Annotated in this window: 9 protein-coding genes; 1 reads left to right on the forward strand and 8 read right to left on the reverse strand. The window is 62.0% G+C overall.

From position 1 onward, the window contains the following. Positions 1-68: 68 nt before the first annotated feature. From BB029_RS02845 to betI, 5 genes are all read right to left on the reverse strand, one after another. Positions 69-1,385 carry a TldD/PmbA family protein gene (locus tag BB029_RS02845; RefSeq protein ID WP_065938170.1) on the reverse strand — a complete coding sequence of 439 codons (1,317 nt, stop codon included), beginning with the start codon at positions 1,383-1,385 and terminating at the stop codon, positions 69-71. After that, complete coding sequence (locus tag BB029_RS02850) at positions 1,385-2,827, reverse strand: TldD/PmbA family protein (RefSeq protein ID WP_065938171.1); 1,443 nt, start codon at positions 2,825-2,827, stop codon at positions 1,385-1,387. The genes BB029_RS02845 and BB029_RS02850 overlap by 1 nt, the downstream gene beginning before the upstream one ends. Positions 2,828-3,032: 205 nt before the next feature. Beyond that, positions 3,033-4,736, reverse strand: coding sequence for a choline dehydrogenase (gene betA / locus BB029_RS02855; RefSeq protein WP_027606022.1), 1,704 nt, complete (start codon positions 4,734-4,736; stop codon positions 3,033-3,035). 96 nt (positions 4,737-4,832) lie between these two features. Further along, the gene (betB, locus tag BB029_RS02860; protein ID WP_027606021.1) at positions 4,833-6,305 is read right to left on the reverse strand and encodes a betaine-aldehyde dehydrogenase; all 1,473 of its coding nucleotides are present in this window, start codon (positions 6,303-6,305) and stop codon (positions 4,833-4,835) included. A 110-nt stretch (positions 6,306-6,415) separates the two neighbouring features. Further along, positions 6,416-7,009, reverse strand: coding sequence for a transcriptional regulator BetI (gene betI, locus BB029_RS02865; RefSeq protein ID WP_053128113.1), 594 nt, complete (start codon positions 7,007-7,009; stop codon positions 6,416-6,418). A 390-nt stretch (positions 7,010-7,399) separates the two neighbouring features. Here betI and BB029_RS02870 point away from each other — a divergent pair, with 390 nt between their 5' ends. Next, positions 7,400-9,334: a BCCT family transporter gene (locus BB029_RS02870; RefSeq protein WP_256558122.1), complete on the forward strand. Its 1,935-nt coding sequence runs from the start codon at positions 7,400-7,402 to the stop codon at positions 9,332-9,334. Positions 9,335-9,466: 132 nt separating this feature from the next. Here the strand turns inward: BB029_RS02870 and choV are convergent, their stop codons facing one another. The 3 genes from choV to BB029_RS02885 all read right to left on the reverse strand — a co-directional run bounded on the left by choV (position 9,467) and on the right by BB029_RS02885 (position 12,504). Beyond that, positions 9,467-10,645 (reverse strand): choline ABC transporter ATP-binding protein, encoded by a 1,179-nt coding sequence (choV, locus tag BB029_RS02875; protein WP_065938173.1) that lies wholly within the window; start codon positions 10,643-10,645, stop codon positions 9,467-9,469. Then, complete coding sequence (gene choW / locus BB029_RS02880; RefSeq protein WP_016972877.1) at positions 10,642-11,487, reverse strand: choline ABC transporter permease subunit; 846 nt, start codon at positions 11,485-11,487, stop codon at positions 10,642-10,644. Before choW ends, choV begins: the two co-directional genes overlap by 4 nt. Before the next feature lie 69 nt (positions 11,488-11,556). Then, positions 11,557-12,504 carry a choline ABC transporter substrate-binding protein gene (locus BB029_RS02885; protein ID WP_065938174.1) on the reverse strand — a complete coding sequence of 316 codons (948 nt, stop codon included), beginning with the start codon at positions 12,502-12,504 and terminating at the stop codon, positions 11,557-11,559. Positions 12,505-12,521: the final 17 nt, after the last annotated feature.

The raw sequence follows: 12,521 nt of genomic DNA on the forward strand, positions 1-12,521 counted from the left end.
CGGGATGTCTGAAATCAGCACAGGACAAGGTGGGAGAGGGCAAGCCCGCTCCCACAGGGGGGGTGTATCTACAGGGTCAGGGTCAGGCGTTTAACCAGGGCACCCGGTAGCAGGTTGGACGCGGTATTGCGCTGGCCGTAGGTGCTGGCCGACAGCAGCAGTTCCCGCTCGGCGGTCAGCGCTTCCAGTTGCGAACCGAGCAACTGGTAGACACTGTCATCAAAACGCATGGTGCTGACCGGCGCCTTGATCTTGCCGTCTTCCACCCAGAACGTGGCGAAGCGCGTCATGCCGGTCAGGCGTGCGGCGGGCAGGTCGGAGTAATTCAGGTACCACAGGTTGCTGATGTAGAGCCCGTTGCCCAGTTGCTTGAGGATATCGGCCTGGGCCAGGGTGCCCGCCGCAATCTGCAAGGCGCTCGGTGACTCATCGCCGCTGGCGCCGTTGGCGCTGAGGCCATATTCGGCGGCGCTGCGGGAGTTCACCAGTTGGCCGTCGGCCTGGCCGGCGTTGATCAGGGTGACGTCACTGCGCGGGTAGCCTTCGCTGGAGAACGCCTGGCTCAGGGAGTCCGTGATGTGTTCTTTCACCGTCACCAGCGGGCTCAAGGACTGCTCGCCGGCATACAGCCGTTGCAACGAGCTGCCTTTGCTGGCGATGGCCTGGGCGGAAAAACCACCCCAGGTGATGATGCTGATGATTTCTTCCAGCGCCGCCGGGGCGAGGTAGGCGCGGTATTGCCCGGGCGCCAACGGGTGCAGCGGGCGGCCGAGGAACTCCAGCTGTTCGCGGGCGAGCTGGAAGCGCCGGGCGAACTCGGCGCTGTCCCAGGCGTCGCCGGCGTAGCTGGCTTTTACCGCCTCGCCATTGGCGTGGAACAGGCTGAAATCGAAGTTGAAGCTATTGGCCTGATGCCAGCCAAACGCGCCGTCCGAACTGGCGAAGCCCCGGCTGATCGGGCCGGCGGCATAGAAGCCGACCAGGTCGACGCCATCGGCCGCCTGGCTGATTTCTTCCAGCACCTGGGCCAGATCGGGCAGGGGGCGGGCTTGTTCGTGGTGGCTTTGCCAGGCGTTGTGGTTGAGCAACAGGTACGGGTCATGGGGCAGCAGCGGCAGGGTTTCGCGCAATTGCTGCAGGCCGTCGGCGAGGCGCTGGCGATCCAGCTCGGGCTCGCCGGCCAGGGTGATGCCGAGGTCGGCATGGCGGCCATCGCTGATCAGCTTGAGGTTGAGGCTGGCCTGCTGCACGTGCCCGGCCTGACGCACCTTGGCGTGGTTGAAGCGCACGAACTCGGACGATTCTGCCGCGTAGCCCAGGTGAAATTGTTCCTTGTCGGTGATGGCCTGCTTGAGCCACTGCACCAATGCCTTGAAGGTGTTCATCAGGCATCTCCTCCAAATACGTCAACGTTGCTGAACACACAGGCCGGCGACGCATGGCCGACGCGGATGACCTGGTTAGGCTCGCCCTTGCCGCAGTTCGGCGTGCCCAGCACCTTGAAGGTACTGGCGTCGCCCACGGCGCTGAGGTTGCGCCAGAACTGCGCGGAAATCGCCCGGTAGTTGGGGTTTTTCACTACGCCCTTGAGCTCGCCGTTTTCAATCAACTGGGCCCACTCGCAGCCGAACTGGAACTTGTTGCGCGCATCGTCGATGGACCACGAACGGTTAGTCGACATCAGGATGCCGCTTTCGATGCCGCCAATCAGTTGCGCCAGGCTCTTATCGCCGGCTTCGATATTCAGGTTGGCCATGCGGTCGATCGGCGCGCGGTTCCAGCTGCTGGCGCGGCTGTTGGCCACGCCGCCCATGCCCGAGCGGAACTGCGACAACGCCCCACCCAAGGGCTTGAGCAGCAGCCCTTCACGGATCAGGAATTGCTTGCTGGCGGCGGTGCCGTCGTCGTCATGGCCGTAGCTGGCCAGTTGCTCGGGAATGTCCGGGTCGAACGTCACGTTCAACAGCTTGGAACCGTATTGCAGCTGGCCGAAGTCGCTGGCCTTCACAAAACTGGTGCCGGCGTAATTGCGCTCGTCGCCGAGGATACGGTCGAGTTCCAGGGGGTGGCCGATGGACTCGTGGATCTGCAGGATCATCTGGTCGGGCATCAGCAGCAGGTCGCGCGGGCCCTGGGGCGTGTTGGGCGCCAGCAGCAGTTGCAGGGCTTCGTCGGCAATGCGCGGCGCGGCGCCCACCAGGCCGAAACGGCTGATCACGTCAAACCCGCCTTGCTGGCCGAAGTTACTGCCGCCGAGGGTGCGCGATTGGCTGTCGTTGCCGTCGTAGGCCGTGACGTTGACGCCGGGGAACACAAACCGCTGGGCCTGGCGCAGTTCGGCGCCGGCACTGTTGAGGTAGATCTGCTCGACGTGGGTCAGGCCGAGGCTGACCTCCCAGTTCACCAGGCGCTCGTCCTGGGGCACCGCAGAGGACTCATCGCCGAGCAGTTGGTAGCAGTCGCTCAAGGACGGGAAGGCGTGCTCGAGGTGCGGCGACAGGTAGTCGGCGACATCGCTGGACACCGGTTGGTTGCGCAGGTCGAGCAGGGCGTGCGGTTTTATCAGGCGGGCTTGCTGTTCGGCGCGCTCGAGGGCGGCTTGCAGGCCAGGCAGGGAAATATCGTGGGTCGCGGCGTAGGTTTCCACACCGTTCAAACGCACGGTGAGCATGGCACCTTCGTCGTGGTTCAGGTGCGGCGGTTCGGCGACGTTCTTGCGCACCGACAGGTACTGGCCGGACTCGCGCACGTAACGCAGGGAGAAAAATTCGGCGGTGGTGCGCAGGGCACTGAAATGCTTTTTGAGTGTGGTGTGGTGGTCGAACATGGGGCCTTCCTTGTGGGCGGCTCAGCGCGGGCAGGCACACAGAGTAGGCCTGGGCTGGGGAGCGATCAAGGAGAGGTGATTCTTTGTAGCGAGTGCCCCTGTGGCGAGCGGGCTTGCCCGCGTTGGGCTGCGCAGCGGCCCCCAAAATCTTGGGAGCGCTGCGCACTCCAGCGCGGGGCAAGCCCGTTCACCACAGGGTTTGGCGTTATTGCGCCAATGGCCCCACTTCACGTAACGGCTTGCCACGCACCGGCGCGTCGCCGGCCACGTAGTAGTCGGCAGTGCTGCGCGGCAGCGGCTGGCGGCCACGGATCTTGTCGGCGATTTTCTCGGCGATCATGATCGTCGGCGCGTTCAGGTTGCCGGTGGTGATGATCGGCATGATCGACGCATCGACTACGCGCAGGCCCTGCATGCCATGCACGCGGCCTTCGCCATCGACCACGGCCATCTCGTCGTCGCCCATCTTGCATGAGCAGGACGGGTGGAACGCGGTCTCGGCGTGCTCGCGGATGAACTTGTCCAACTGCTCATCGGTTTGCACCTCGATGCCCGGGCTGATTTCGCGGCCACGGTACGGGTCCAGTGCCGGCTGCTGCATGATTTCACGGGTCAGGCGGATGCCGTCGCGGAATTCCTGCCAGTCCTGCTCGGTGGCCATGTAGTTGAAGAGGATGCTCGGGTAGTCCCGTGGGTTCTTCGACTTCAGTTGCACGCGGCCACGGCTCGGCGAGCGCATGGAGCCCATGTGCGCCTGGAAGCCGTGCTCTTTCACTCCGTTGCTGCCGTTGTAGTTAATCGCGACCGGCAGGAAGTGGTACTGGATGTTCGGCCATTCGAATTCTTCACGGGTACGGATGAAACCGCCCGCTTCGAACTGGTTGCTGGCGCCGATGCCGGTGCCGTTGAACAGCCACTCGGCACCGATGGCCGGCTGGTTGTACCAGAGCAGCGACGGGTACAGCGACACCGGCTGGGTGCACGCATATTGCAGGTACAGCTCAAGGTGGTCCTGCAGGTTTTCGCCGACGCCGGGCAGATCGTGGACCACCGGGATGTCGAGGCTTTCCAGCAGCTTGGCCGGGCCCACGCCGGAGCGTTGCAGCAGCTGCGGCGAAGCGATTGCGCCGCTGCACACCAGTACTTCTTTACGCGCACGGGCTTCCACGCGCTCTTCGGCGGCACCGATCAGGTAACGCACACCCACGGCACGCTTGCCTTCGAACAACACCTTGTCGGTGAGGGCGTGGGTGACGATGGTCAGTGTGGAGCGCTTCTTGGCTATGTCCAGGTAACCGCGTGCGGTGCTGGCGCGACGGCCGTTAGGCGTGACGGTGCGGTCCATCGGGCCGAAGCCTTCCTGCTGGTAGCCGTTCAAGTCTTCGGTGCGCGGGTAACCGGCCTGCACGCCCGCTTCAACCATGGCGTGGAACAGCGGGTTGTTGCCGGCTTTAGGCGTGGTCACGCTGACCGGGCCATCGCCGCCGTGCCAGTCGTTCGGGCCGATGTCGCGGGTTTCGGCCTTGCGGAAATACGGCAGGCAGTCGAGGTAGCTCCAGTCTTCCAGGCCTGGCAGCTTCGACCAGTTGTCGTAGTCCATGGCGTTGCCACGGATGTAGCACATGCCGTTGATCAGCGAAGAGCCACCCAGGCCCTTGCCACGCCCGCATTCCATCCGGCGGCCGTCCATGTGCGGCTCCGGATCGGTTTCGTAGGCCCAGTTGTAGCGCCGGCCTTGCAGTGGGAAGGCCAGGGCGGCGGGCATCTGGGTACGGAAGTCGAGGCGGTAGTCGGGGCCGCCGGCTTCCAGCAGCAGGACGGTGACGCCTTCGTCTTCGGTCAGACGGGTCGCCAGGGTGTTACCGGCGGAGCCGGCACCCACAATGATGTAGTCGTATTCTTGGGACATAAATGCACCCTCTTTGAAGTGTGGTCAGGTCGGACCTCATCGGGGCGGTGCGACAAGCCCCGATGGCGGCCTCAAAGGCACTACAGAACCCGGGTCTTAGAACACCGAGGCGTAGTCGCCCAGCTCAACCTGTACCGATTTGATGCGGGTGAAGTTATTCAGCGAGCTGATGCCGTTTTCACGGCCCACACCGGATTGCTTGTAGCCACCCACCGGCATCTTCGCGTCGGATTCGCCCCAGGCGTTGATCCAGCAGATGCCCGCTTCCAGCTGGTGAATCACGCGGTGGGCGCGGTTCAGGTCCTTGGTCACAAGGCCCGCAGCCAGGCCGAAGTCGGTGTCGTTGGCGCGGCGGATCACTTCTTCTTCGGTTTCATAGGTGAGGATGCTCATCACCGGGCCGAAGATTTCTTCACGGACGATGGTCATCTCGTCGGTGCAGTCGGTGAACACGGTCGGGGCCACAAAGGCGCCTTTGGCCAGGTCGCCGTCGGTCAGGCGGTCGCCGCCGCACAGCACGCGGGCGCCTTCTTCCTTGCCTTTGGCGATGTAGCCCAGCACGCTTTCCATGTGGGCGAAGCTGACCAGCGGGCCGAAGTTGGTGTTGGCGTCCTGCGGGTCGCCAACGCGGATGCGTGCAACGCGCTCAACGATCTTGGCTTCGAATGCCGCTTGCAGGTGCTTGGGCACGAACACGCGGGTGCCGTTGGTGCAGACCTGGCCGGAGCTGTAGAAGTTGGCCATCATCGCGATGTCGGCCGCACGATCCAGGTCGGCGTCTTCGAACACGATCAGCGGCGACTTGCCGCCCAGTTCCATGGTCACTTCCTTGAGCGACGAGCTCGAAGCGCTGGCCATGACTTTCTTGCCGGTGTCGGTGCCGCCGGTGAACGAGACTTTCTCGATGCGCGGGTGCTCGGTCAGCCAGGTACCGACTTCACGGCCGCTGCCGGTCAAGACGTTGAACACGCCGGCTGGAACGCCGGCTTCGGTGTAGATCTCGGCCAGTTTCAGGGTGGTCAGCGAGGTGACTTCGCTTGGCTTGAAGATCATCGCGTTGCCGGCGGCCAGGGCCGGTGCGGATTTCCACAGGGCGATCTGGATCGGGTAGTTCCACGCGCCGATACCGGCGACCACGCCCAGGGGCTCGCGGCGGGTGTAGACGAACGAGGTGTCGCGCAGTGGGATCTGCTCGCCTTCGATGGCCGGTACCAGGCCGGCGTAGTATTCCAGCACGTCGGCGCCGGTGACGATGTCGACGTACTGGGTTTCGGAGAAGGCTTTACCGGTGTCCAGGGTTTCCAGGGCGGCCAGTTCGTCGTTGCGCTCGCGCAGGATGTCGACGGCACGACGCAGGATGCGCGAACGCTCCATGGCGGTCATGGCGGCCCAGATTTTCTGGCCTTTTTCAGCGCTGACCACGGCACGTTCAACGTCGTCGAACGTTGCGCGTTGCACTTGGGCGAGAACTTCACCGTTAGCCGGGTTGATGGCGTCGAAGGTGGCATCGCTGCCAGCGTCGCTGTAGCCGCCGTCAATGTAGAGTTTTTGCAGGTCGAAACGGGCCATAAAGTCCTCGCAAGTGCATAAGTGGTTGGCGTTACCCGCCGCACAGTGGGCCATGAGGGTGTGGCAACACTGGGCGGCGGACGTTCAGGGGTTGAGCGTTTATAAGGGCTCTAACTCACCTGCTTGGCCAATTGGAAATCCATGTATTCGTAAGCGATCCGTTGCGCCTGCGCCGTGTCGAAAGCGTCTCCCGACAGGGCGCCGCGCAACCACAAACCGTCGATCAGGGCCGCCAGGCCTCTGGCTGCTTTGCGTGCGTGCGGCAGTGGCAGCACTCGGCGGAACTGGCAGCACAGGTTGGAATACAGACGTTGATCGTTGATCCGCTGCAACCTGTGCAATGACGGGTGATGCATGCTGGTGGCCCAGAAGGCCAGCCAGGTTTTCATTGCCGGGCCATTGACCTGGCTGGCGTCGAAGTTGCCCTCGATGATCACCCGAAGGTGCGCCCGTGGGCTGTCGTCCTTCAGCGCAAGCCTGCGTTCGTGGACGTTCTCGATCAGCACGTTCATCAGGTAGCGCATCGTCGCGGCGATCAGGCCGTTCTTGTCCTGAAAGTAGTGACTGATGATGCCGTTCGAGACCCCGGCCAAACGGGCGATCAGCGCAATGCTGGCATCTCCCATTCCGACCTGGTCGATGGCCGTCAACGTGGCTTCGATCAACTGTTGGCGGCGTATGGGTTGCATACCGACCTTGGGCATGTAGCACCTCTCCTTAGGCCTGCCGACGGGCGATGAACGTTCGTCGACTTGAAGGCCAGTCTATTTTGTTTTGATTGAACGTTCAATCAACAAAGAATAAGCTCTGCGACAAATGGTCGCTGCCTACAGGTATTTCCTACGTGAGGGCCGCGGCATCCGGCACCTGCAAAAACCTTTGAAACAGGCGGTATCAAGGCCTGCCCACTGCCTGGTGGGGCTCAAGGATTTTCGGGGTGTCTTTATAACACCCGTCCGTCGACTGCCGAAAAATCGATAGGTCGGGATAACCGCTGCCTTGTGTTTCTCTCTCGCACTGCCCGGAGCATCTGCGCCATGAGTTCTGCCTCTCTTATAAAGACCCCGCCGGAAAAGGTACGGGTCAACGGTTGGGTGTTCTACACCTCCACCGCGCTGATTCTGTTGTTGACCGCCATTCTGATCATCGCCCCGCAGGAGGCCGGGCGCATGCTCGGCGTAGCCCAGGCCTGGCTTTCCAAAAGCTTCGGCTGGTACTACATGGTGGTCATCGCCGCTTACCTGGTGTTTGTGGTCGGCCTGGCGTTTTCGTCCTATGGCAAGTTGAAACTGGGCAGCAAGGACGACACCCCGGACTTCAGCTACGGCGCCTGGGCCGGCATGCTGTTCTCGTCGGGTATCGGCATCTCGCTGCTGTACTTCGGTGCCTCCGAGCCGCTGGATCACTACTTCAACCCGCCCGAAGGCGCCGCCGCCAGCAACAGCGCGGCACGCCAGGCGTTGCAGTTGACCTTTTTGCACTGGGGCCTGCATGGCTGGGCGATCTATGCGCTGGTCGGCCTGGCGGTGGCGTACTTCGCCTACCGGCATAACCAGCCGCTGGCCTTGCGTTCGGCGTTGTACCCGCTGGTGGGTGAGCGTTGGGTGAAGGGCGCGGCCGGTCACGCGGTGGACGGTTTCGGCATGTTCGTGACCCTGCTGGGCCTGGTAACGAACCTGGGCATCGGTTCGATGCAGGTGTCGTCCGGCCTGGAAAACCTGTTCGGCATGGCGCACAGCAACACCAACCTGCTGATCGTAATCATTGTGATGAGCACCGTGGCGACCATCGCCGCCGTGTCGGGCGTGGAGAACGGCATCCGCCGCCTGTCCAACCTCAACATCGTGCTGTTCAGCGGCTTGCTGATCTTCGTGCTGTTGTTCGGCCCGACCCTGCACCTGCTCAATGGCCTGGTGCAGAACACCGGCGACTACCTCAACGGCATCGTGCTGAAAACCTTCGACCTCTATGTGTACGAAGGCGATGGTGACAAGACCGAACGCTGGATGGGCCTGTGGACCCTGTTCTACTGGGCCTGGTGGATTTCCTGGGCACCATTCGTAGGCATGTTCATCGCGCGGATTTCCCGTGGCCGTACGGTGCGTGAACTGGTGGCCGGCGTGTTGCTGATTCCCCTGGGCTTTACCCTGGCGTGGTTGTCGATCTTCGGTAACTCGGCCCTGGACCTGGTGCTCAACCATGGTGCGGTGGAGTTGGGCAAGACGGCGCTGGAACAACCGTCCATGGCCATCTACCAGTTGCTGGAGCATTACCCGGCGTCGAAAATCGTTATCGGCGTGTCGATCTTCGTGGGCTTTGTGCTGTTCCTGACCCCGGCGGATTCCGGTGCGGTGATGATGGCCAACCTTTCCTGCAAAGGCGGCAATGTGGATGAAGACGCACCGCACTGGTTGCGCATCTTCTGGTCGGCGGTGATCACCCTGGTGACCATCGGCCTGCTGTTTGCCGGCAACTTCGAAGCCATGCAAACCATGGTGGTGCTGGCGGGGCTGCCGTTCTCGGTGGTGCTGATTTTCTTTATGTTCGGTTTGCACAAGGCGATGCGTCAGGACGTGGCGATCGAACAGGAGCAGGCGCAACTGGCTGAACGCGGGCGTCGTGGCTTCAGCGAGCGTTTGACGGCACTCGACCTGCAACCGAGCCAGGGCACTGTGCAGCGCTTTATGGACAAGCACGTCACGCCGGCGCTGGAAGAAGCGGCGACTGCGTTGCGTGAACAAGGTTTGGAAGTGCAGACGCTGCTGGGTAAATCCAAGCGCTGCATCGGTGTGCGCATCGAGATGGAAGAGGGCAACCCGTTCGTTTATGAAGTGAGCCTGGATGCTTACTCGTCGGCACCGAGCGACCTGCCCGAAGAAGAACGCACCCGCTATTACCGGGCCGAGGTGTACCTGCACAACGGGCCTCAGGAATACGACCTGATGGGCTTCGCCCAGGAACAGATCACCCGGGACGTGCTCGATCAGTTTGAAAGCCATCGGCAGCTCCTTGGCCGTGTCTATAGCTGATAGTTGAGCCTGGTGGTGCTTTAAATGTGGGAGGGGGCTTGCTCCCGATAGCGGTGTGTCAGTCAGTCCATCTGTTACTGATCCACCGCTATCGGGGGCAAGCCCCCTCCCACAGTTGTTTTGCAGTGTGTGTTAGCCCAGGTTTTTGCCCAGCAGGGCGTGGTAGAGCTCACTGTCGCCGAGGATCCCCACCACCTGGTTGTTGTCATGCAACACCAGCTTGTTCCCCGTCTGGTAACGAATCTGCAGCGCATCACGCATGCCGATATTCGAATCCACCAGTGTCGGCACCCGACCCAGACCTTCCACCGGTTGCCCCGGCGCCCAGTGCTGCAGGTTCATCACCACGCCATTCTGGCGGGCGCCCTGGATGGTGTTGCCTTCGGCCAGGTCCAGCCATGAGTCGCCACCCGGGTCGAGGCACACCGAACCGTTGACGCGTTTGCAGTTGTCCAGTGTGCGCATCAGGCTACGGCCGCACAGTACGTTCAGCGGGTTGGTATGGGCGACGAAGGTGCGTACGTAGTCGTCCGCCGGGTTCAGCACGATCTCTTCCGGCACGCTGTACTGGATGATCTTGCCGTCTTTCATGATCGCGATGCGGCTGCCCAGCTTGAGCGCCTCGTCGAGGTCGTGGCTGACGAACACGATAGTCTTGCTCAGCTTGCTTTGCAGTTCCAGCAACTCGTCCTGCAGGCCCTGGCGGATCAACGGGTCGAGGGCGGAGAAGGGCTCGTCCATCAGCAGGATGTCGGCGTCCATCGCCAACGCGCGAGCCAGGCCGACGCGTTGTTGCATGCCGCCGGACAGCTCATCGGGCTTCTTGTTGCGCCATTGGGTCAGGCCCACCAGCTCGAGTTTATCGTCCACCAGCTTGCGCCGTTCTTTTTCCGGGCGGCCCTGCATTTCCAGGCCAAAGCTGATGTTCTCGCGCACCGTCAGCCAAGGCATCAGGGCGAACTTCTGGAACACCATGGCGATGCGCTTGGTGCGCATCATTTTCAGCTCGGCGGGGCTGCAGGAGGCGATGTCGATCTGGCGACCTTCATGCTCCACGAACAGTTGGCCACGGCTGACGGTGTTGAGGCCGTTGATGCAGCGCAGCAGGCTCGACTTGCCGGAGCCCGACAGGCCCATCAGCACGCAGATCTCGCCTTTTTCCACATCCAGGCTGGCCTTTTCAACGCCGACAATCTGCCCGGTCTTTTTCAGGATTTCGTTACGGCTCATGCCCTGGTCCAGCAGCTTGAGCGCTTCGCGTGGGTCTTTGGAGAAGATCACGTCGACATTGTCGAATCGGATAATGCTCATGCATCACCCCCTACTTTGGCGTCGGGTTGTTTGCAGATGCGGTCGAGCATGATGGCCAGCAGCACAATCGCCAGGCCGGCTTCGAAGCCCAGGGCGATATCGGCGGTGTTCAGCGCGTTGACCACCGGCTTGCCGAGGCCGTCGGCGCCCACCAGGGCCGCGATCACCACCATCGACAACGACAGCATGATGCATTGGGTAATACCGGCAGCGATGCTCGGCATGGCGTGGGGCAGTTCAATGCGCGAGAGCAACTGACGGCGCGAGCAGCCAAAGGCCTTGCCGGCGTCCATCAACTCTTGCGGTACATCACGGATACCCAGGTAGGTCAGGCGGATCGGCGCGGCAATCGCGAACACCACCGTGGAAATCAACCCAGGCACCACACCCAGCCCGAAGAGGGTCAGGGTAGGGATGAGGTAGACGAAGGTCGGTACGGTCTGCATCAGATCGAGCACCGGCCGCATCATGGTGTAGAACAGCGGTTTGTGCGCGGCAACAATGCCCAGCGGCACACCGATGACCACGCAGACCAGGGTGGCGAACAGCACCTGCGCGAGGGTCTCCATGGTTTCCTGCCAGTACCCCAGGTTGAGGATCAGCAGGAAGGAGGCGATGACAAAAACAGTCAGTCCCCATTTACGTTGAATAAAGTGAGCCAGCAGCGCAATCAGACCGATCAATGCCAGCGGATTGAACCAGGTCAGCGCGAACGTCACGCCGTGGATCATCGTTTCCAGTGTCGATGCGATTGCGTCGAAGTAGTTGGCGCCGTGTTGGGTCAACCATTCGACGAAGGCAGCGATGTACTGGCCTAGTGGGATTTTCTGTTCAGTCAGCATGGTAGTGAATGTCCACATGCGAAGAGGGAAAACATCCCGGGGCAGCGCACCGCCCCGGGGTCAGCGGGATTACTTGGCGAGATACGCTTTGACGGCCTCCAGGCCTGGTTTGCCATCGACGGTGGTGACCCCGGCGAGCCAGGTGTCGAGGACTTGCGGGTTCTTTTTCAGCCAGGCCTTGGCGGCGGCATCGGGCTTCATCTTGTCGTCCAGGACGTTGCCCATCAGGGTGCTTTCCATGTTCAAGGTGAACACCAGGTTCTTCAGCAACTGACCCACGTTGCTGCATTCCTCGGTATAGCCCTTGCGGGTGTTGGTGTAGATGGTGGCCTGGCCGTAGTTGGGGCCGAACGAATCGTCACCCCCGGTCAGGTACTTCATCTTGAAGCGGGTGTTCATCGGGTGCGGTTCCCAGCCGAGGAACACGATGGCCTGGTCACGCTTGGTGGCGCGCTCCACCTGGGAAAGCATCCCGGCTTCGCTGGATTCGACCACTTTGAAACCGGCGGTCTTGAGGCCGAAGGCGTCTTTGTCGATCAGCGTCTGGATGGTGCGGTTGCCGTCGTTACCCGGCTCGATGCCGTAGATCTTGCCGCCCAGCTCATCCTTGAATTTGGCGATATCGGCGAAGTCTTTCAGGCCCTTGTTGTACAGCGCCTCGGGTACCGCCAGGGTGTACTTGGCGTTTTCCAGGTTGGCGCGCACGGTTTCCACGGTGCCGGCATCACGGTACTGCTTGATGTCGTTTTCCATGGTCGGCATCCAGTTGCCGAGGAACACGTCCATGTTCTTGCCGTCGGCCAGGGACTTGTAGGTCACAGGAACGGAAATCATCGTGGTCTTGGTCTTGTAGCCCAGGCCCTTGAGGATTTCGCTGGTGGTCGCGGTCGTGACGGTGATGTCGGTCCAGCCGACATCGGAGAAGTTGACGGTCTTGCACTGTTCCGGTTCTGCGGCGTGCGCCATGACTGGCAGACTCAGCATGGCGGCCAACAACAACGAGGGTGAACCTTTCATCTGGGTAGACTCCTGTG

This window comes from Pseudomonas sp. S3E12 (assembly GCF_001702295.1).
GTDB classification, from domain to species: Bacteria; Pseudomonadota; Gammaproteobacteria; order Pseudomonadales; family Pseudomonadaceae; genus Aquipseudomonas; species Aquipseudomonas marginalis.

Bases quoted from the DNA above. Each gene is read 5' to 3' on its own strand.
- BB029_RS02885 (WP_065938174.1), bottom strand. From the start codon at position 12,504: ATGAAAGGTTCACCCTCGTTGTTGTTGGCCGCCATGCTGAGTCTGCCA.
- betB (WP_027606021.1), bottom strand. From the start codon at position 6,305: ATGGCCCGTTTCGACCTGCAAAAACTCTACATTGACGGCGGCTACAGC.
- BB029_RS02845 (WP_065938170.1), bottom strand. From the start codon at position 1,385: ATGAACACCTTCAAGGCATTGGTGCAGTGGCTCAAGCAGGCCATCACC.
- choW (WP_016972877.1), bottom strand. From the start codon at position 11,487: ATGCTGACTGAACAGAAAATCCCACTAGGCCAGTACATCGCTGCCTTC.
- betA (WP_027606022.1), bottom strand. From the start codon at position 4,736: ATGTCCCAAGAATACGACTACATCATTGTGGGTGCCGGCTCCGCCGGT.
- betI (WP_053128113.1), bottom strand. From the start codon at position 7,009: ATGCCCAAGGTCGGTATGCAACCCATACGCCGCCAACAGTTGATCGAA.
- BB029_RS02850 (WP_065938171.1), bottom strand. From the start codon at position 2,827: ATGTTCGACCACCACACCACACTCAAAAAGCATTTCAGTGCCCTGCGC.
- choV (WP_065938173.1), bottom strand. From the start codon at position 10,645: ATGAGCATTATCCGATTCGACAATGTCGACGTGATCTTCTCCAAAGAC.